Genomic DNA, 20093 nt, shown 5'->3' on the forward strand with positions numbered 1-20093 from the left:
CTATGACGCCAGAAGTCGCCGTCGACCTGTTCCGTGAAGCGCTGTGGCTGACCACCGTGATGGTCGCCGTGCTGGTGGTGCCCAGCCTGTTGGTGGGCTTGCTGGTTGCGATGTTTCAGGCCGCAACCCAGATCAACGAACAAACCTTGAGCTTTCTGCCGCGCCTGTTGGTGATGCTGGTTACCCTGATCGTCGCCGGGCCGTGGCTGGTGCAGTCTTTCATGGAATACATCCTGCAGTTGTACGGCAGTATTCCGCAGTTGATCGGCTGACCCGATGCAATCCTTGCTGGCCTTGACCGACACCCAGATCAGTACCTGGGTGGCGTCCTTCATCCTGCCGCTGTTTCGCGTGACGGCGATGTTGATGGCCATGCCGGTGTTCGGCACAACCCTGGTACCGCGGCGCGTGCGCTTGTATTTCGCCGTGGCGATCACCGTGGTGATCGTGCCTGGGCTGCCGCCGATGCCGCCGGTGAATGCGCTGGACCTGAGTGCGCTGCTGCTGATCGCTGAACAGATCCTGATCGGCGCCTTGATGGGCTTTTCCCTGACGTTGTTCTTTCAGGCTTTCGTGATTGCCGGGCAAATCATCTCGGTGCAGATGGGCATGGGCTTCGCCTCCATGGTCGACCCCACCAACGGCGTGTCGGCGGCGGTGATCGGGCAGTTCCTGACCATGCTGGTGACCTTGCTGTTCCTGGCCATGAACGGCCACTTGGTGGCGTTCGAGGTGATGACCGAGAGCTTTACCACCTTGCCGGTGGGCTCGGGGCTGGTGGTTAACCATTTCTGGGAAATCGTCGGGCGCCTCGGCTGGGTGATGGGGGCGGCGCTGTTGCTGGTGTTGCCGGCAATCACGGCCCTGCTGGTGGTCAACATTGCGTTTGGCGTGATGACCCGCGCGGCGCCGCAACTGAACATTTTTTCCATCGGTTTCCCATTGACCCTGGTGTTGGGCATGGGGATTTTCTGGGTCGGCCTGGCCGACATTCTCAATCAGTATCAACCGCTGGCGACCGACGCCTTGCAGTTCTTACGTGACCTGGCACGGGCGCGCTGACCATGGCTGAGAGCGAGAGTGGTCAGGACAAAACAGAAGACCCCACGGAGAAACGCAAAAAGGACTCCAGGGAGAAGGGCGAGATCGCCCGCTCCAAAGAGCTCAATACCGTTGCGACCATGATGGCCGGTTCCGGGGCCCTGTTGATCTACGGCGGCGGTCTGGCGCTGGATCTGATGGAGCTGATGAAGCACAACTTCAGCTTGCCCCGCGAAGTGCTGCTCAGCCCCGGCGCCATGGGCCAGTACTTACTGCATTCTGGCCAGATCGCGATCCTGGCCGTGCAGCCGATCCTGATTACTTTGCTGCTGGCTGCGCTGATCGGCCCCGTGTCCCTCGGCGGTTGGTTATTCGCCGCCAGCAGCATGGCGCCCAAGTTCAGCCGCATGAACCCGGCCGCGGGGCTCAAACGCATGTTTTCGGCCAAGGCGCTGGTCGAGCTGCTCAAGGCCCTGGCCAAGTTCATCCTGATTCTGTTCGTGGCCATTTCGGTGTTGTCGTCCGATATCGATGACTTGCTGCGCATCGCCCATGAGCCCCTGGAGTCGGCGATTATCCACAGCGTGCAGGTGGTGGGCTGGAGTGCGCTGTGGATGGCGGCTGGGCTAATCCTGATCGCGGCGGTGGATGCGCCGATCCAGCTGTGGGAAAGCCACAAGAAGCTGCTGATGACCAAGCAGGAAGTGCGTGACGAGCACAAGGATCAGGAAGGTCGGCCCGAGGTCAAACAGCGCATCCGCCAACTGCAGCGCGAGATGTCCCAACGCAAGATGATGGCCTCGGTGCCGGATGCCGACGTGGTTATCACCAACCCGACCCACTACGCCGTGGCCCTGAAATACGACCCGGAGAAGGGCGGAGCGCCAATGCTGCTGGCCAAGGGCAGCGATTTCACCGCGTTGAAAATCCGCGAAATTGCCGTGGCCAACGACATTCTGCTGCTGGAATCGCCGGCGTTGGCGCGCTCGATCTTTTACTCCACCGACCTCGATCAGGAAATCCCTGCCGGGTTGTACCTGGCCGTGGCCCAGGTGTTGGCCTATGTCTATCAGATTCGCCAGTACCGCGCCGGCAAAGGCAAGCGGCCCGATCCGCTCAAAGACCTGCCCATCCCGCCGGACCTGCGCCGCGACTCCTGATCGCCACGCCTGTGCTGAGCAGGCTTGCCATCTACTGCCTTCCATGCCTGCTACCACTCGTCGCGCGATCTCGTCTACCTGTCAACTTTGACAGTAGTCAGTGTCGCGTTCTCGCGGTTCCATAGCCTGAGTGACTGCACCTCAAGATGCAGGGAGTGGGTTAATGCAGGTGTTTACAGGCAAGGTTCAAACGTATGACCCGCGGACCGGTAAGGGTTTGATTGCGCCGGAGGGGAGGGGCGAGGTGGTGGCGGTCGATTTACTCAGCTCGGGAGGTCGCTTGCTTTCGCAAGGACAGAGAGTGGTGTTCCAGAAGATCCATCGTCCGGATGGTGTTTACGCGTGCGAGATCAAGTTGATCTGAGTGTTTTATTGAAGTGTATGGAGAGCGGCAATGGCGACGGGCACGGTTAAGTGGTTCAACGCGGAGAAGGGCTTTGGGTTTATCACGCAGGAGGGTGGGTTGGATCTATTTGTTCACTACTCCGCCATTAAGGGCGACGGATTCAAAACGCTTGAAGAGGGGCAAAAAGTGGAGTTCGAGGTTACCCAGGGGCCCAAAGGGGCTCAGGCTGAAAACGTCCGCGTCCTTTGAACTTCAGGTCTTCGGTGCTGGAGCGGGCCTCCTGAAGACGATCCTCACTCCTTGCCATAAATTTCCTCAGCAGCACTGGCTGTACACAGCTCAAATGTGGGAGGGGGCTTGCCCCCGATGGTGGTGTATCAGGCACTTGATCCGCGCCTGACAGACTGCAATCGGGGGCAAGCCCCCTCCCACATTTGGAGTGATTGACACCCGATGCCCCGGGGTGTTTGTGAGGTTCTCCAGGCACAAAAGTAAAGTTGGAAGGCTTCTTGCAACACCGCCTGCAAGTCGCCAGCTGGCGTCAAAAGTTTGCTTCAAGGAAACGAGGAATACCGGTGGTGGATCGCTCTCAAATGCTCAGTACGGCCCGTGGCACCCTGACTGACCTGTCGCGGGGCAATCTGGGTGTGCCGTTGCTGTTGCTGGTGATGCTGGCAATGATGATGTTGCCGATGCCACCGTTTCTGCTGGACGTGTTCTTCACCTTCAACATCGCGCTGTCCGTGGTGGTGCTGCTGGTGTGTGTGTATGCCCTGCGGCCGCTGGATTTTGCGGTGTTCCCCACCATCCTGTTGGTGGCGACCCTGTTGCGCCTGGCGCTGAACGTGGCGTCCACCCGTGTGGTGATGCTCCACGGTCAGGACGGCCACGCCGCTGCCGGTAAGGTGATCCAGGCCTTCGGTGAAGTGGTGATCGGCGGCAACTACGTGGTCGGTATTGTGGTGTTCGCAATCCTCATGATCATCAACTTCGTGGTGGTGACCAAAGGTGCCGGGCGGATCTCCGAGGTGAGCGCGCGCTTTACCCTCGACGCCATGCCCGGCAAACAGATGGCCATCGACGCCGACCTCAACGCCGGCCTGATCGACCAGAACCAGGCTAAGACCCGCCGCTTGGAAGTGGCCCAGGAAGCCGAGTTCTACGGTTCTATGGACGGTGCCAGCAAATTCGTGCGCGGTGACGCCATCGCCGGCCTGTTGATTCTGTTCATCAACCTGATCGGCGGCATGGCGGTGGGTATCTTCCAGCACGGTATGAGTTTTGGCGATGCCGGTAAGGTGTACGCCTTGCTGACGATCGGTGACGGTTTAGTGGCGCAATTGCCATCACTGTTGTTATCAACAGCAGCCGCGATCATGGTGACCCGTGCTTCGGGCTCCGAAGACATGGGCAAGCAGATCAGCCGGCAGATGTTCGCGTCGCCCAAGGCGTTGGCCGTAGCGGCTGGCATCATGGCGATCATGGGCGTCGTGCCGGGCATGCCCCATGTGTCGTTCCTGACCATGGCCGCGCTGGCCGGCGGCGCCGCCTACCTGTTCTGGAAAAAACAGAACATGGTCAAAGTACAGGCCCAGCAAGAGATCGTCCGTCAGCAGGAACTGCTGCCATCCCCGGCCCGCGCCCAGGAAACCAAGGAGCTTGGCTGGGATGACGTGACCCCGATCGACATGATCGGCCTGGAAGTCGGCTACCGCCTCATCCCGTTGGTCGACCGCAACCAAGGCGGCCAATTGCTCGCGCGGATCAAGGGTGTGCGCAAAAAGTTGTCCCAGGACCTGGGCTTTTTGATGCCCACCGTACACATCCGCGACAACCTCGACCTGGCCCCCAGCGCTTACCGCTTGACCCTGATGGGCGTGATCCTGGCCGAAGCCGAGATCTACCCCGACCGCGAACTGGCGATCAATCCCGGGCAGGTGTTCGGCAGCCTCAATGGCATTACCGCCAAAGATCCGGCTTTTGGCCTGGACGCGGTGTGGATCGAAATCAGCCAGCGCAGCCAGGCACAGTCCCTGGGTTACACCGTGGTGGACGCCAGCACGGTAGTTGCCACCCACCTCAACCAGATCCTCTACAAGCACTCCCACGAGCTGATCGGCCACGAGGAAGTCCAGCAATTGATGGGGTTGCTCGGCAAAGCCTCGCCAAAACTCGCCGAAGAACTGGTGCCGGGCGTGCTGTCGTTGTCGCAATTGCTCAAAGTGTTGCAAGCGCTGCTGGCCGAACAGGTGCCGGTGCGCGACATCCGCAGCATTGCCGAAGCCATCGCCAACAACGCCGCCAAGAGTCAAGATACCGCCGCGCTGGTGGCGGCAGTGCGCGTCGGATTGTCGCGCGCCATCGTGCAAAGCATTGTAGGGCTTGACTCCGAGCTGCCTGTGATCACCTTGGAACCAAGGTTGGAACAAATATTGCTCAATAGTATTCAGAAGGCAGGACAAGGCCAGGAAGAGGGCGTTCTGCTGGAGCCAAGCATGGCTGAAAAACTGCAGCGTTCGTTGATCGACGCAGCACAGCGTCAGGAAATGCAGGGCCAACCGGTGATTCTGCTGGTGGCGGGCCCGGTCCGAGCGATGTTGTCGCGGTTTGGACGCCTGGCAGTACCGAATTTGCACGTTTTGGCTTACCAGGAAATTCCTGACAACAAGCAAGTGACTATCGTCGCGACAGTAGGGCCCAACGGCTGAGGGTAGTGGGTTATGCAAGTGAAGCGTTTTTTCGCCGCCGATATGCGTCAGGCCATGAAACTGGTCCGTGATGAGCTGGGCGCCGATGCCGCGATTATCGGTAACCGTCGCATTGCCGGCGGTGTCGAGCTGACGGCTGCCCTGGACTACACCCCCTCGGCGCTGGCGCCGCGCGTTCCCAACATGGAACTCGAAGATGAACTGCGCAAGACCGCATCGCGCATCGTCTCGGCCCAGGCTGAACTGAGCATGCGTGGCGACAGCGATGCCACCACCAATCGCCAGTTGTTCGCCGGGCTGCCACTGACCGCCGCCGAGCCGTTGGTGGAACCAACCTTCGTCGAGCCACCGCGTCCCGCCGCGCCGGCACCGGCCGCCGCGATCGACCAGCGCGTATTCGATTCGATGCGCTTTGAACTCAACGGCCTGCGCGAGCTGCTGGAAGTGCAACTGGGCTCCCTGGCCTGGACCCAACTGCAAGGCAGCAAGCCGCAGCAAGCCAACCTGTGGCGTCGCCTGCAACGCATCGGCCTGTCCGGCCCGTTGTCCCGCGACCTGCTGGCCCTGACCACTGAAATCGCTGAGCCGCGCCAAGCCTGGCGCATGCTGCTGGCCCACTTGGCCCGCATGATCGTCACCCCGGAAATCGAACCTCTGGAAGAGGGCGGTGTGATCGCCATGGTCGGCCCCGCCGGCATGGGCAAGACCACCACCCTGGCCAAACTGGCGGCGCGCTATGTGCTCAAGTACGGCGCGCATAACATCGCGCTGGTGAGCATGGACAGCTACCGTATCGGTGCCCAGGAACAACTCAAGACCCTGGGGCGCATCCTGAATGTGCCGGTGACTCACGTCGATCCGGGCCAATCCCTGGCCAACGCCCTCGACCCGCTGCTGCGCAAACGTGTGGTGTTGATCGACACCGCCGGCCTGCAAGCCAGCGATCCGGCACTGCGCATGCAGTTGGAAAGCCTGGCCGGGCGTGGCATCAAGTCAAAAAATTATCTGGTGCTTGCAACCACCAGCCAGAAACAGGTTCTTACCGCTGCCTACCACAGCTACAAGCGCTGCGGGCTGGCCGGTTGCATCCTGACTAAACTGGACGAAACCGCCAGCCTGGGCGAAGTGTTGAGCCTGGCTATCGGTCATGCGTTACCGGTCGCCTACCTGACCGACGGGCCGCGGATCCCGGATGATCTGCATCTGCCGCGGCGTCATCAGTTGGTCAGCCGTGCAGTCAGCGTGCAAATGCAAGACGAGCCGAGCGAGGAAGCGATGGCCGATATGTTCGCTGATCTTTACCACAGCCCGGCAAAACGGGTGGGCTGAGCAACATGAACACAATGCAATGTACCTACATCGATGGTCTGCAAGCGATTCACGCGGCCAAGCCATGTAGCCTGCGTCTAAGCAAGACAAGGTAAAGAAATAAAATGGGCAGCATGCATCCCGTACAGGTGATCGCGGTGACCGGCGGCAAAGGTGGCGTCGGAAAAACGAACGTGTCAGTGAATTTGTCCCTGGCGCTGGCAGAGCTTGGCCGTCGCGTCATGCTGCTGGACGCTGACCTGGGGCTGGCGAACGTCGACGTTCTGCTGGGTCTGACGCCCAAACACACCCTGGCCGATGTGATCGAGGGACGCTGTGAGCTGCGCGACGTGCTGCTGCAGGGCCCTGGCGGGATCCGCATCGTGCCGGCCGCTTCCGGCACTCAAAGCATGGTGCACCTGAGCCCGGCGCAGCATGCCGGCCTGATTCAGGCGTTCAGCGATATCGGCGACAACCTCGACGTGCTGGTGATCGACACCGCCGCCGGGATCGGCGAATCCGTGGTCAGCTTTGTGCGCGCCGCGCAGGAAGTGCTGCTGGTGGTCTGCGACGAACCCACCTCGATCACCGACGCCTACGCCCTGATCAAACTCCTTAATCGTGACTACGGCATGAACCGCTTCCGCGTCCTGGCCAACATGGCCCAGAGCCCCCAGGAAGGACGCAACCTGTTCGCCAAGTTGACCAAGGTCACGGATCGCTTTCTCGATGTCGCCTTACAATACGTCGGCGCAGTTCCCTACGACGAGTGTGTGCGCAAGGCCGTGCAAAAGCAGCGTGCGGTCTACGAAGCATTCCCTCGTTCGAAATGCGCCTTGGCGTTCAAGGCTATTGCTCAGAAGGTCGATACCTGGCCTTTGCCCGCCAACCCGCGTGGGCATCTGGAGTTTTTCGTCGAGCGATTGGTGCATCAGACGAGCGCAGGACCAGTGCTATGACATCGAGCGGCTACAACCTCTATAAGAAATCGGCGCGTGACAGCCAGGGTGAACTGATCGAGCGCTATGCGCCCCTGGTCAAGCGCATTGCCTACCACTTGCTGGCCCGGTTGCCTGCCAGCGTGCAGGTCGAAGATTTGATTCAGGCCGGCATGATCGGTCTGCTCGAAGTGTCGACCAAGTACGACGCAACCAAGGGCGCGAGTTTCGAGACCTATGCGGGTATCCGTATCCGTGGGGCGATGCTCGATGAAGTGCGCAAAGGTGATTGGGCACCCCGTTCGGTGCACCGCAATACGCGCATGGTCAGTGACGCAATTCGTGCAATTGAAGCAAAAACCGGTCGCGACGCTAAAGATCATGAAGTTGCGGCCGAACTCCAATTGAGTCTCGACGATTATTACGGGATTTTGAACGATACCTTGGGCAGCCGCCTGTTCAGTTTCGACGACCTGCTGCAGGACGGCGAACACGAAGGGCTGCACGAGGACGGCGCGAGCGCTCACATGGAGCCGTCGCGCGACCTGGAAGATGCGCGTTTCCAGGGGGCGTTGGCGGACGCGATCGCCAATTTGCCGGAGCGTGAACGATTGGTGTTGGCGCTGTACTACGACGAAGAGCTGAACCTCAAGGAAATCGGTGAGGTCCTGGGGGTCAGCGAATCGCGAGTCAGCCAGTTGCACAGCCAGTGCGCCGCCCGCTTGCGGGGGCGTTTGGGAGAGTGGCGAGCGCGCTGACAGGCAGTGTGGGGACACTGCAGAGCGATACCGCGGGGGCGATTGGCCTGCGCGGGTTCGGCCCGTGGTGGCCCCGGCAGTCCTTTTTGTGTAATGCCTGTTGATTGAAATGGCGCGTCCAGGTGCTGGGCGCGTTTAAGACTGCTTGGAGGTCGAATTGGACAAGAACATGAAAATCCTCATCGTTGATGACTTCTCAACGATGCGGCGGATCATAAAAAACCTGTTGCGTGACCTTGGGTTCACCAACACGGTCGAGGCGGACGATGGCATTACTGCACAGCCGATCCTCAACAGCGGAGGCATCGACTTTCTGGTGACGGACTGGAACATGCCGGGCATGACCGGTATCGACCTGCTGCGCTGGGTGCGCGCCGATGAAAAACTGCGCAACCTGCCGGTGCTGATGGTAACCGCCGAAGCCAAGCGCGAGCAGATCATCGAGGCCGCCCAGGCCGGTGTTAACGGTTATGTGGTCAAGCCATTCACTGCACAGGCGTTGAAAGAGAAGATCGAAAAAATCTTCGAACGCATCCACGGCTAATGCCATCGCGGGGGAGCTATGGAGCACAAAGAAACGTCACAGGGAGACTTTGAGTCCACCCTGAAAAAACATGCTCACCAACTGGTCGACAGTCTTGAAAAAGGCCATTTCGGCGACGCGGTGCAGTTGATCCATGAGCTCAATCAGACCCGTGACCGAGGCCTGTACCAGGAAGTGGGCAAGCTCACACGCGAGCTGCACAGTGCAATCGTCAATTTCCAGATTGACCCGCACATGCCCCAGGCCGAAGAAATCTCGCAGATCACGGATGCCACCGAACGCCTGTCCTATGTGGTCAGGCTGACCGAGGCCGCGGCCAACCGCACCATGGACCTGGTGGAAAACGCCACGCCTCTGGTCAACGGCATGGCCACCGAAGCTCAGGCCCTGAATGCCGACTGGGGTCGTTTTATGCGCCGGGAAGTGGGGGCTGAAGAGTTCCGCGAGCTGGCGCGCCGGGTCGAAGGGTTCTTGTCACGCAGCGAGCAGGACAACCGCACGGTGTCCAGCAACCTCAACGATATTCTGCTGGCTCAGGATTACCAGGACCTGACCGGTCAGGTGATCAAGCGCGTGACGCAATTGGTCACCGAAGTGGAAAGCAACTTGCTCAAACTGGTGCTCATGGCCGGTCAGGTTGACCGTTTCGCCGGCATCGAACATGACCGCGCAGCGATCCTCTCGGAAAAAGATCCACAAAAACATCTCGCCAAGGGTGAAGGTCCGCAGATTCATGCCGATAAACGTGAAGACGTTGTGTCAGGTCAGGATGACGTAGATGACCTGTTATCCAGTTTAGGCTTCTAAGGAGCACCCACATGAGCTTCGGCGCCGATGAAGAGATCCTTCAGGATTTCCTTGTAGAGGCCGGCGAAATTTTAGAGCAACTGTCCGAACAACTGGTCGAGCTGGAAAGCCGCCCGGATGATGCGAACCTGCTCAATGCAATTTTTCGCGGTTTTCATACTGTAAAAGGGGGCGCCGGCTTCCTCCAGCTCCATGAGCTGGTGGAGTGCTGCCACATCGCCGAGAACGTGTTCGACATCCTGCGCAAGGGTGAGCGGCACGTCGACTCGGAGTTGATGGACGTGATTCTCGAAGCACTCGATGCGGTCAACGGCATGTTCGGCCAAGTGCGCGAACGTGCGCCGATCACTGCCGCCACCCCGGAACTGCTGGCCGCCCTGGCGCGCTATGCAGAGCCTGCCGACCTGTCGGCGGAGCCCGTGGTCGAGGCCGTGCCGGAGCCTGAACCGGCGCCGGAACCGGACGTGACCGACAGTGAATTCGAACAGCTGCTCAGCTCCCTCAGCGCGGTCAAGGCCGAAGCCGAAGCGCCGGCCGCTGCGGCCCCGGCCCCGGTTGACGCTCCGACCAGCGAAGACATAACCGACGCCGAATTCGAGTCGCTGCTCGATCAGTTGCATGGCAAAGGCCAGTTCGCCGCCGATGCCGTGGCGCCTGCCGCCGCGCCGCCTGCACCGGCCGCTGCGGCTGCCAGCACCGATATCACCGACGACGAGTTCGAAGCGTTGCTCGACCAGTTGCACGGCAAGGGTACCTTTGCCGCCGACGCGTTGCCGGAAGTCGCGGCCACCGCCGCCGCGCCGGCTGATGCCAAGCCGGCAGCCGCTGCGGCACCTGCCGGTGACGGGCTGATCACCGATCATGAATTCGAAGCGTTGCTGGATGATTTGCACGGCAAGGGCAAATTCAGCGAAGTGCCTGCGCCGGCCGCTTCTGCGGCCGCCGCTACCGCCGCCAAACCTGCACCGGTCGCCGCCAAGGCCGCGGCGCCTGCCGCAGCGCCCAAGCCCGCAGCGGCCGCTCCGGCTGCGGCACCCGCCCGGGCTGCTGCCGCCGCGCCGGTGGCCGACAAGCCTGCCAGTGAAGCCGAAACCACCGTGCGGGTCGATACCGCGCGCCTGGACGACATCATGAACATGGTCGGCGAACTGGTGCTGGTGCGTAACCGCCTGGTGCGCCTGGGCCTGAGCAGTGGCGATGAGTCCATGCAAAAGGCCGTGTCGAACCTCGACGTGGTTACCGCCGACCTGCAAACCGCGGTGATGAAGACGCGGATGCAGCCGATCAAGAAAGTCTTCGGCCGCTTCCCACGCCTGGTTCGCGACCTGGCGCGTCAGTTGAAGAAAGAGATCAACCTGGAGTTGGTGGGCGAAGAGACCGACCTCGACAAAAACCTCGTCGAGGCCCTGGCCGACCCGCTGGTCCACTTGGTGCGTAACGCCGTCGACCACGGCGTGGAAACCCCGGAAGAACGCGAAGCCTCGGGCAAGTCCCGTGGCGGCAAAGTGATCCTGGCGGCCGAGCAAGAAGGCGACCATATCCTGCTGTCGATTACCGACGACGGCAAAGGCATGGACCCGGCCATCCTGCGTAACATCGCGGTCAAGCGTGGCGTGATGGACAAAGACGCCGCCGACCGCCTGACCGACACCGAGTGCTACAACCTGATCTTCGCCCCAGGCTTCTCTACCAAAACCGAGATTTCCGACGTGTCGGGCCGTGGCGTGGGCATGGACGTGGTCAAGACCAAGATCAGCCAGCTCAACGGTTCGATCAATATCTACTCGACCAAGGGCCAGGGCTCGAAGATCGTCATCAAGGTGCCGTTGACCCTGGCGATCATGCCGACCCTGATGGTGATGCTGGGCAACCAGGCGTTCGCCTTCCCGTTGGTCAACGTCAACGAGATCTTCCACCTCGACCTGTCGCGCACCAACGTGGTGGACGGCCAGGAAGTGGTGATCGTGCGCGACAAGGCCTTGCCGCTGTTCTATCTCAAGCGCTGGCTGGTGGCTTCGGCGGCCCATGAAGAACAGCGCGAAGGCCATGTGGTGATTCTCTCCGTGGGCACTCAACGCATCGGCTTTGTGGTCGATCAGTTGGTCGGCCAGGAAGAAGTGGTCATCAAGCCTTTGGGCAAAATGCTGCAGGGAACCCCGGGCATGTCGGGTGCGACCATCACCGGTGACGGTCGGATCGCGCTGATTCTCGATGTTCCGAGCATGCTCAAGCGTTACGCCGCTCGGCGTATTTGATTCTGGCGGGGCAGGGCGGTATTGCCCGCCCCGCCTAACGGAGTGTTTATGGCAGTCAAGGTCCTGGTGGTGGACGATTCGGGTTTCTTCCGCCGCCGCGTCTCGGAAATTCTTTCCGCCGATCCAAGCATCCAGGTGGTCGGCACGGCCACCAACGGTAAAGAGGCGATTGATCAAGCCATTGCGTTGAAGCCAGATGTCATCACCATGGACTACGAGATGCCCATGATGGACGGCATCACGGCGGTGCGGCACATCATGCAGCGCTGCCCGACTCCGGTGTTGATGTTCTCCTCGCTGACCCATGAAGGCGCCCGAGTGACCCTCGACGCGCTGGATGCAGGGGCGGTGGACTTCCTGCCGAAGAATTTCGAAGACATCTCGCGCAACCCCGAGAAGGTCAAGCAACTGCTGTGCGAGAAAGTCCACAGCATTTCCCGCAGCAACCGTCGCAGCCTGTTCAGCGCCCCCGCGCCGGCCCCGACACCTGTTGCAGCACCGGCGCCAGCGAGTGCCTCGACGTTCGGGCGCCCCGCGCCCGCACCGGTTGCCCGCCCCGCAGCGGCACCTGTGCGTGCGTCTGCGCCAGCGGCAACGGCCCAGTCCCCGGCGCCCAAGCGCAAGGCCTACAAACTGGTCGCCATCGGCACCTCTACCGGTGGCCCGGTGGCGTTGCAGCGCGTGCTGACCCAATTGCCGGCCAACTTTCCGGCGCCGATCGTGTTGATCCAGCACATGCCGGCCGCGTTCACCAAGGCGTTTGCCGAGCGCCTGGACAAGCTGTGCCGCATCAGCGTCAAGGAAGCCGAGGATGGCGACATCCTGCGGCCCGGCCTGGCGCTGCTGGCCCCGGGCGGCAAGCAGATGATGGTCGACGGCCGGGGTGCGATCAAAATCCTGCCGGGTGACGAACGCCTCAACTACAAACCCTGCGTGGACATCACCTTTGGTTCGGCCGCTAAGTCTTACGGCGACAAAGTTCTGGCGGTGGTCCTGACCGGCATGGGCGCCGATGGCCGCGAAGGCGCGCGCCTGCTCAAGCAGGGCGGTAGCGCGATCTGGGCCCAGGACGAAGCCAGCTGCGTGATCTATGGCATGCCCATGGCCATCGTCAAAGCCAACCTGGCCGACGCCGTCTACAGCCTGGATGACATCGGCAAGCATCTGGTGGAGGCCTGCCTCTGATGGATGTCTTGAGTCTGATTGGCATCACCATGGCATTTGTCGCCATCATCGGCGGCAACTACCTGGAGGGCGGCCACCTGGGCGCCCTGGCCAACGGCCCAGCGGCGCTGATCGTGATCGGCGGCACGGTGGGCGCCGCGTTGCTGCAATCGCCGTTGAGTTCGTTCAAGCGCGCCATGCAGATCCTGATCTGGATTATTTTCCCGCCCCGTGTGGACTTGGCCGGTGGCATCGATCGCGTGGTCAACTGGAGCCTCACCGCACGCAAGGAAGGCCTGCTGGGCCTGGAAGGCGTGGCCGATGCCGAGCCTGACAGCTACGCGCGCAAAGGCTTGCAGTTGCTGGTGGACGGCGCCGAGCCGGAAGCGATCCGCAGCATCCTTGAGGTGGATTTCTACACCCAGGAAAGCCGCGATATCAATGCCGCCAAAGTCTTTGAAAGCATGGGCGGCTACGCGCCGACCATCGGCATCATCGGTGCGGTGATGGGCCTGATCCATGTGATGGGCAACCTGGCCGATCCGTCGCAATTGGGCAGCGGCATTGCCGTGGCCTTTGTCGCCACCATCTACGGCGTGGCGAGCGCCAACCTGGTGTTGCTGCCGGTGGCCAGCAAGCTCAAATCGATTGCCACGCGCCAGTCGCGGTACCGCGAAATGTTGCTCGAAGGTCTGCTGTCGATTGCCGAGGGCGAGAACCCGCGCTCCATCGAATTGAAGCTCCAGGGCTTCATGGATTGATGGGAGGTATGGGTTGTGAGCCGTCGCCGTCGCGAGCCTGAAGAACACGTCAACCATGAACGCTGGCTGGTGTCCTACGCGGACTTCATCACCCTGCTGTTCGCGTTTTTCGTGGTGATGTACTCCATCTCGTCGATCAACGAAGGCAAGTACAAAGTGATTTCCCAAGCGCTGATCGGGGTGTTCAACGACGCCGACCGTTCGCTCAAGCCGATTCCCATCGGCGAAGAGCGGCCCCGCACCGTGACCCCGGCCAAGCCGCTGGTCAACGACAGCGATGAGACCGCCGCCGGCGTGGGCGGAACCAGCGACCCGTTGAAAAGCATCGCCGATGACATCAGCGCGGCGTTTGGCGACCTGATCAGTTCCAACCAGATGACCGTGCGCGGCAATGAGTTGTGGGTCGAGATCGAGCTGAATTCCAGCCTGTTGTTCGCCAGCGCCGATGCGATGCCCAGCGACCAGGCGTTCACCATCATCGACAAAGTGGCGGCGATCCTTAAGCCGTTCGAGAACCCGATTCATGTCGAAGGTTTTACCGACAATATTCCGATCAGCACCGCGCAGTACCCTACCAACTGGGAACTGTCCTCGGCCCGCGCGGCGAGCATCGTGCGCATGCTGGCGATGCAGGGTGTGAACCCCGGGCGCCTGGCGTCGGTGGGCTATGGCGAATTCCAGCCAGTGGCCAATAACGCCACGCTGGAAGGGCGCGCGCGCAACCGTCGGGTAGTGCTGGTGGTGTCGCGCAACCTGGATGTGCGCCGCAGCCTGACCGGCACCGGCACCGCCAATGCAACACCGGATGCGGCCTTGAGGCGTGCTGGCACACAAACTGCACCGCCAGCGGTTAAGCCGCCGGTGGGACAGAGTGCCGTCAATTCTCCGTCACCGGCTCAATAACGTTATGCAATGTCTCGGTCGCGCGTGTGCCTGCCGGGAGGAATCATCCGAATGAGAGTCTGGGCAGTTGCCAATCAAAAAGGTGGAGTCGGCAAGACCACCACCTCCATCGCTCTGGCCGGTTTGCTGGCCGAGGCGGGCAAGCGTGTGGTCGTGGTGGACTTGGACCCCCACGGCTCGATGACCAGCTATTTCGGCTACGACCCGGATGCGCTGGAACACAGCTGCTTTGACCTGTTCCTGCACAAGGGCAACGTGCCTGGCGACCTGCCCGGGCAACTGCTGTTGCCCACCAGCAATGAGAGCATTTCCCTGCTGCCTTCCAGTACCGCGCTGGCCACCCTTGAGCGTCAGTCGCCAGGGCAGAGCGGCCTGGGCCTGGTGATCGCCAAGACCCTGGCGCAACTGTGGCAGGACTTTGACTACGCCATTATCGACAGCCCGCCGCTGCTGGGCGTGCTGATGGTCAACGCGCTGGCCGCCAGCCAGCAACTGGTGATCCCGGTGCAGACCGAGCACCTGGCTGTCAAAGGCCTTGAGCGTATGGTCAGCACCCTGGCGATGATCAATCGCTCGCGCAAACAGCCGCTGCCGTTCAGCATCGTGCCGACCCTGTTCGACCGCCGCACCCAGGCGTCGCTGGGCACCCTGCGGGTATTGCGCGACGCCTACCCGGACACCATCTGGCAAGGCTACATTCCGGTGGATACGCGCCTGCGTGACGCCAGCCGCGCAGGGCTCACGCCGTCGCAGTTCGATGGCAAGAGTCGTGGCGTGATGGCCTACCGTGCGTTGCTCAAACACTTGCTGTCCCAGCAACTCGTGGCGCAGGTGGCATGATGAACCGTCCTGTCGAACTCAAGACCAAGACCCGGCCGCAACTGGCCCTGGAATCCTACCTGGATGCCTTGTTGCAGGAAGCCACCGATGAGGTGCTGCCGGAACCGATTCTGGTGCTGGAGGCGGTTGTCGAGCCCAGCAGTACACTGGATGAATTCCAACTGGCGGTGCTGGAAGAGCAGGCCCGAGACGCCCGGATCGTAGCGCCGATTGTCGCGCCGGTCGTACCCGTAGTGGCAGAGCCTGTGGCGGCGGAACCGTTGGTGGCGGCGCCCGTGGTGATCGAGCCGGTGGTGGACGTGCACCTGCCGCCGAGCATCACGCCGCCGCCGGTGAGCGGCGATGACCGTCCGGCGTGGGCCGCCGAGCCTTTCGAATGCCTGCTGTTCGATGTCGCCGGGTTGACCCTGGCGGTGCCGCTGGTGTGCCTGGGTTCGATCTACTCTTTGGAAGGTCACGAGCTGACGCCGCTGTTCGGCCAGCCGGAGTGGTTCCTCGGCATCCTGCCCAGCCAGGCCGGCAACCTCAAGGTATTGGACACTGCGCGCTGGGTGATGCCCGACCGCTACCGCGACGATTTCCGCGAGGGCCTGCAATACGTTATTTCCGTTCAGGGCTACGAGTGGGGGCTGGCGGTGCATCAGGTCAGCCGCTCGCTGCGCCTGGACCCGAACGAAATCAAATGGCGCAGCCACCGGGGCCAGCGGCCTTGGCTGGCCGGCACCGTGATCGAACACATGTGCGCGTTGCTCGACGTCGCCGAACTGGCCGAGTTGATCGCCAGCGGCGCCGTCAAGTCGATGCCCGGTAACAAACGCAGTTGATTGAACACGCCGGCCGCACGGGTGTGCGGTTGGCGAATGAAGCACACACGCCGTATCCAACGGCATTTGAAGGGGTCATGGGTATGAATATGTCAGCATCTGCACAAAAAGGCTCGGACGATCCGATTCTGCAATGGGTAACCTTCAAGCTGGACAACGAGACCTACGGTATCAACGTGATGCGTGTGCAGGAAGTGCTGCGCTATACCGAGATCGCCCCGGTCCCGGGTGCTCCTAGCTACGTGCTGGGTATCATCAACCTGCGTGGCAACGTGGTGACCGTGATCGATACGCGCCAGCGTTTCGGCCTGGATACCGCCGAAGTTACTGACAACACGCGCATCGTCATCATCGAAGCCGACAAGCAAGTGGTCGGTATCCTGGTCGATAGCGTCGCCGAGGTGGTCTACCTGCGCCAATCGGAAGTGGAAACTGCGCCGAACGTGGGCAACGAAGAGTCGGCCAAGTTTATCCAGGGCGTGTGCAACAAGAACAACGAACTGTTGATTCTGGTTGAGCTGGACAAAATGATGAGCGAAGAAGAATGGTCGGAACTGGAGAGCATTTGATTGTTCCTTGAGGTCGCGGTGATCGTCCTGGCCCTGTTGTGGGCCGGGACCCTGGGTTTTCTGCTGCGCTACATGGCTCGGCAGCGCGAATTGGCGTTGCAGCAGGCCGAGCGCGATGCGGTGCGTGACCGACGCATCGTGGAGCTGGTTAAGCGCGTCGACCATTACCAAAAGAGTGCCGTGCGGGTCGGGGATGAGGTGCATGAGCTGCGCGCGATCCTCGCACCGATGCCCGACAAGCTGGAGCAGTTGGAGCAGCGCGATCCTGCCAACCTGTCGTTTGCCCAAGCGGCAAAGTTGGTGGGGATGGGCGCGACGGTGGATGACCTGACCCAGTCGTGCGGCTTGACCCAGGCTGAGGCGCAGTTGATGAGTAAGTTGCATAAGAGCTGATTGCCATCGGTGGTACGCCGTTATGAGTCGTCGTGTTTGCGACGGATAGCGCTCTGCCGCCCAATTAATTTCCAATCCCACTGACTTTTTTCTCCTCTGCCAAGGTCCACATCCTTCAAGCACCTTTGAATCAGGAGATTCCCTGCATGAGCACCCCCAAGGCACTGTTGATCCTCCACGGCAAGCAAGCCCTCAACGAGGACGTGCGCAGCGCCGTGCTGGCCCGGCGTGAGCAGGGTTGGGAGTTGGCGGTGCGGGTGACGTGGGAGGGCGGTGATGCACAGCGTCTGGTCAGGGAGGCCCTCGAAGACGGTTATACCCACATCATTGCCGGCGGCGGCGACGGCACCTTGCGCGACGTGGCTGAAGCGATGGCCCAGGCCAAAGCCGATGCCAGCCTGGTGCTGATGCCCCTGGGCACCGCCAATGATTTCGCCAAGGCCGCCGGCGTACCGCTGGAGCCGGCCCAGGCCCTGGCGCTGCTGGATGTGGCGCCGCGGGCGATCGACCTCGGCCAGGTTGGCGGGCAGATTTTCCTCAACATGGCCACCGGCGGTTTCGGCAGCCAGGTCACCGCCAATACCTCCGAAGACCTGAAAAAAATCCTCGGGGGGGCGGCGTACCTGTTTACCGGTCTGACGCGTTTCAGCGAGTTGAAGGCCGCCTATGGGGAGTTGGAAGGCCCGGGTTTCCAGTGGAAGGGCGAGATGCTGGCGCTGGGTATCGGCAACGGTCGCCAGGCCGGCGGCGGGCATGCGCTGTGCCCGGAGGCGATGGCCGATGATGGGTTGCTCGATGTCAGTATCCTACCGGCACCCCAGGAAGTGGTCGGTACTTTGCGCGAACTGATGAGCAATGGCTGGGGCCTGGACAACATGTTCGTCCGCGCGCGGCTGCCCTGGGTGCAGATCAAACAGGCCGAAGGGCTGTACATCAACCTGGATGGTGAACCGCTCCAGGGCGACGACCTGCGTTTCGAAGCCCTGCCCAAGGCCTTGCGCGTGCATTTGCCGCTGGATTCGCCCCTAGTCGTCCAGGCTGATGATCTGCTCGCGCACCGCGAATAGCACCAGCCCCGCCACGTCGAATATCTGCAAGCGCTTCATGATTTGCGAACGGTGAGCTTCCACGGTTTTGATGCTCAGGCCCAGGCCGTGGGCGATCTCACGCGTGGACTTGCCGCGCACGATCAGGCGCAGGATTTCCAACTGCCGTGCCGTGAGTTTGTGGCCGTAGCCGGACGACGCAGTGGGCCCTTGGCTGCGTACCAGCGCCTGGTTGATCACGGTATGGGCGATCGCCGGGCTCAGGTAGCGCTCGTTATTGCACAGGGCTCGCAGGGCGTGTTCCAGCTCGTTGGCCGTGGTGTCCTTGAGCAGGTAGCCATGGGCGCCGGCCTCCAGCGCGCACATGATCAGTTGCGGGTCGGTGTGCATCGACAGGATCAGCACCTTGCAGCGCGGGTAGGCGGCCTTGAGTTGCTGCAAGGCGTCCAGGCCGCCGGTGTGCTTCATCGACAGGTCCAGCAGCACCATGTCCGGTTGCAATGCGTGGAACTGCTCAAGTAACTGTGCCCCATCGTTGGCTTCGCCGATCACGGTGTAGCCGGGAATATCCTGGATCAGGGCACGCACGCCGGCCCTGATCAGTGCATGGTCATCCACTAGAAGTAATGTGCAGGTCACTCGAGAACCTTAGGGGAGTTGGCCCGTTCGAGGGCGCGCGGCGCCCAGGGAAAAAGTGCGTCGATGCGCGTGCCTTGCCCGGGCTGGCTGCTGACGGACAGCGTGCCACCCAGTTGTTCGATACGTTCGACCATGCCTGCCATGCCTCGCTGACCTTCACGGGCTGGGTTGCTCGCCGGCGCGAAGCCACGGCCGTCATCGCGAATTGTCAGCGATAACCCTTCGGGCAGGCGTTGCAGGCGCACCAGGAGGTTCTGGGCCTGGGCGTGGCGCAGCATGTTGGTCACCGCTTCCTGGGTAATGCGAAACGCCGCTACGGCCATTTCTTCCGGGATGCCGGTGAGGCGTTGCCGGCATTCCAGGCTCCAGTGAACGGGGCTGTTTTCCAGGGTTTTGAGTAGGTGCGCGCGCAGGCTGGCTTCCAGGCCCAGGCTGGTCAGTTGCCGGGGGTTGAGGATGGCAGACACATCGCGCACCTTGGCCAGGGTTTCGTTCAGGGTGTTGCACAGCATCGTGCATTGGTCTTGCAGGTCATCCGGCAGGCGACGCTTGAGCCATTCGCTTTGCAGTTTGGCGGCGGTGAGCAGTTGGCCGATATCGTCGTGCAGTTCGCGACTGAGGCGATGGCGTTCGTTTTCCTGCACTTGCAACAGACGATCGGCCAATTCTTGGGGCTGGAAGCGGATGGATTTACGTGAGCGCCATTGTTGCAGACCCACCACCATCAGGGTGGCCAGGTTGAGCAGCAACACCGTCAGTGGCAACGGCGCGGACTCGCTGTAGGCCCACAGACTGATCAGCAGCGAGGCAAGGCACAGGCCAAGGGTCAGGCGGCGAGCATGGCTGCGGGGCACGGACCTGGCGAGGAGTGACTTGAGGCTGGCGTACATAGCGGATGGAGCCAATGAAGGTTCGCTGCGGGAAGTCCGGTCACGTCTGACGGGGCTCAGTCTGGCGTGCGTGGCCGAATCGTTTATATACAGGAAGTTGAATGACTTCGAGCGACGCATAGTAACACCCCTGTAACCGTTGGTCGCCTGACACCGTGCTGTGCCGACCAATTAAACGAGGGGATGTAGTGGGTGATAT

Annotated in this window: 22 protein-coding genes; 20 read left to right on the forward strand and 2 right to left on the reverse strand. The window is 61.6% G+C overall.

Features of this window, described 5'->3' with window-relative positions:
* Positions 1–2 precede the first annotated feature (2 nt).
* The 20 genes from fliQ to yegS all read left to right on the forward strand — a co-directional run bounded on the left by fliQ (position 3) and on the right by yegS (position 18386).
* Complete coding sequence (fliQ, locus tag K1567_RS24855) at positions 3–272, forward strand: flagellar biosynthesis protein FliQ (RefSeq protein ID WP_034099472.1); 270 nt, start codon at positions 3–5, stop codon at positions 270–272.
* A 4-nt stretch (positions 273–276) separates the two neighbouring features.
* Positions 277–1062: a flagellar biosynthetic protein FliR gene (gene fliR, locus K1567_RS24860; protein WP_034114727.1), complete on the forward strand. Its 786-nt coding sequence runs from the start codon at positions 277–279 to the stop codon at positions 1060–1062.
* A 2-nt stretch (positions 1063–1064) separates the two neighbouring features.
* Positions 1065–2201 carry a flagellar biosynthesis protein FlhB gene (flhB, locus tag K1567_RS24865; protein WP_034099468.1) on the forward strand — a complete coding sequence of 379 codons (1137 nt, stop codon included), beginning with the start codon at positions 1065–1067 and terminating at the stop codon, positions 2199–2201.
* A 163-nt stretch (positions 2202–2364) separates the two neighbouring features.
* Positions 2365–2565, forward strand: coding sequence for a cold shock domain-containing protein (locus K1567_RS24870; RefSeq protein WP_047881322.1), 201 nt, complete (start codon positions 2365–2367; stop codon positions 2563–2565).
* A 30-nt stretch (positions 2566–2595) separates the two neighbouring features.
* The gene (locus tag K1567_RS24875; RefSeq protein WP_099312015.1) at positions 2596–2796 is read left to right on the forward strand and encodes a cold-shock protein; all 201 of its coding nucleotides are present in this window, start codon (positions 2596–2598) and stop codon (positions 2794–2796) included.
* Positions 2797–3140: 344 nt separating this feature from the next.
* Entirely contained in the window at positions 3141–5255 is a 2115-nt protein-coding gene (gene flhA, locus K1567_RS24880; protein WP_187696874.1) for a flagellar biosynthesis protein FlhA, read from the forward strand.
* Between the two features lie 12 nt (positions 5256–5267).
* Positions 5268–6584 carry a flagellar biosynthesis protein FlhF gene (gene flhF, locus K1567_RS24885; RefSeq protein ID WP_034099465.1) on the forward strand — a complete coding sequence of 439 codons (1317 nt, stop codon included), beginning with the start codon at positions 5268–5270 and terminating at the stop codon, positions 6582–6584.
* A 104-nt stretch (positions 6585–6688) separates the two neighbouring features.
* Positions 6689–7522, forward strand: a complete 834-nt coding sequence (fleN, locus tag K1567_RS24890; protein ID WP_003192912.1) for a flagellar synthesis regulator FleN — start codon at positions 6689–6691, stop codon at positions 7520–7522.
* On the forward strand, positions 7519–8259 hold the full coding sequence (fliA, locus tag K1567_RS24895; RefSeq protein WP_034099464.1) for an RNA polymerase sigma factor FliA: 741 nt from the start codon (positions 7519–7521) through the stop codon (positions 8257–8259). Before fleN ends, fliA begins: the two co-directional genes overlap by 4 nt.
* 169 nt (positions 8260–8428) lie before the next feature.
* Positions 8429–8803, forward strand: coding sequence for a chemotaxis response regulator CheY (locus K1567_RS24900; protein ID WP_162276696.1), 375 nt, complete (start codon positions 8429–8431; stop codon positions 8801–8803).
* Between the two features lie 18 nt (positions 8804–8821).
* Entirely contained in the window at positions 8822–9610 is a 789-nt protein-coding gene (locus tag K1567_RS24905) for a protein phosphatase CheZ (protein ID WP_034138832.1), read from the forward strand.
* An 11-nt stretch (positions 9611–9621) separates the two neighbouring features.
* A complete protein-coding gene (locus K1567_RS24910; RefSeq protein WP_034099459.1) occupies positions 9622–11865 on the forward strand; it encodes a chemotaxis protein CheA in 2244 nt (747 codons plus the stop codon).
* 48 nt (positions 11866–11913) lie between these two features.
* On the forward strand, positions 11914–13050 hold the full coding sequence (locus K1567_RS24915) for a chemotaxis response regulator protein-glutamate methylesterase (RefSeq protein ID WP_034099457.1): 1137 nt from the start codon (positions 11914–11916) through the stop codon (positions 13048–13050).
* Positions 13050–13790, forward strand: coding sequence for a flagellar motor protein (locus K1567_RS24920; RefSeq protein ID WP_034099455.1), 741 nt, complete (start codon positions 13050–13052; stop codon positions 13788–13790). Before K1567_RS24915 ends, K1567_RS24920 begins: the two co-directional genes overlap by 1 nt.
* A gap of 15 nt (positions 13791–13805) precedes the next feature.
* Positions 13806–14693: a flagellar motor protein MotD gene (motD, locus tag K1567_RS24925; RefSeq protein ID WP_034099453.1), complete on the forward strand. Its 888-nt coding sequence runs from the start codon at positions 13806–13808 to the stop codon at positions 14691–14693.
* A 51-nt stretch (positions 14694–14744) separates the two neighbouring features.
* Positions 14745–15533 carry a ParA family protein gene (locus K1567_RS24930; RefSeq protein WP_034099451.1) on the forward strand — a complete coding sequence of 263 codons (789 nt, stop codon included), beginning with the start codon at positions 14745–14747 and terminating at the stop codon, positions 15531–15533.
* Positions 15533–16357: a CheW domain-containing protein gene (locus K1567_RS24935; RefSeq protein WP_034099449.1), complete on the forward strand. Its 825-nt coding sequence runs from the start codon at positions 15533–15535 to the stop codon at positions 16355–16357. Before K1567_RS24930 ends, K1567_RS24935 begins: the two co-directional genes overlap by 1 nt.
* Before the next feature lie 83 nt (positions 16358–16440).
* Entirely contained in the window at positions 16441–16926 is a 486-nt protein-coding gene (locus K1567_RS24940; protein ID WP_370694733.1) for a chemotaxis protein CheW, read from the forward strand.
* Positions 16927–17319, forward strand: coding sequence for a DUF2802 domain-containing protein (locus K1567_RS24945; RefSeq protein ID WP_034099447.1), 393 nt, complete (start codon positions 16927–16929; stop codon positions 17317–17319). It begins immediately after the preceding gene.
* 146 nt (positions 17320–17465) lie between these two features.
* On the forward strand, positions 17466–18386 hold the full coding sequence (gene yegS, locus K1567_RS24950) for a lipid kinase YegS (protein ID WP_220698954.1): 921 nt from the start codon (positions 17466–17468) through the stop codon (positions 18384–18386).
* On the opposite strand, the gene K1567_RS24955 is transcribed toward yegS, so the two are convergent.
* Both K1567_RS24955 and K1567_RS24960 read right to left on the reverse strand, forming a co-directional pair.
* Positions 18345–19004, reverse strand: a complete 660-nt coding sequence (locus tag K1567_RS24955; RefSeq protein ID WP_034099442.1) for a response regulator transcription factor — start codon at positions 19002–19004, stop codon at positions 18345–18347. The genes yegS and K1567_RS24955 overlap by 42 nt on opposite strands.
* Positions 19001–19894, reverse strand: a complete 894-nt coding sequence (locus K1567_RS24960) for a sensor histidine kinase (protein WP_184336205.1) — start codon at positions 19892–19894, stop codon at positions 19001–19003. The genes K1567_RS24955 and K1567_RS24960 overlap by 4 nt, the downstream gene beginning before the upstream one ends.
* Positions 19895–20093: the final 199 nt, after the last annotated feature.

Source organism: Pseudomonas sp. S5F11, assembly GCF_019641515.1.
Classification (GTDB): domain Bacteria; phylum Pseudomonadota; class Gammaproteobacteria; order Pseudomonadales; family Pseudomonadaceae; genus Aquipseudomonas; species Aquipseudomonas rhodesiae.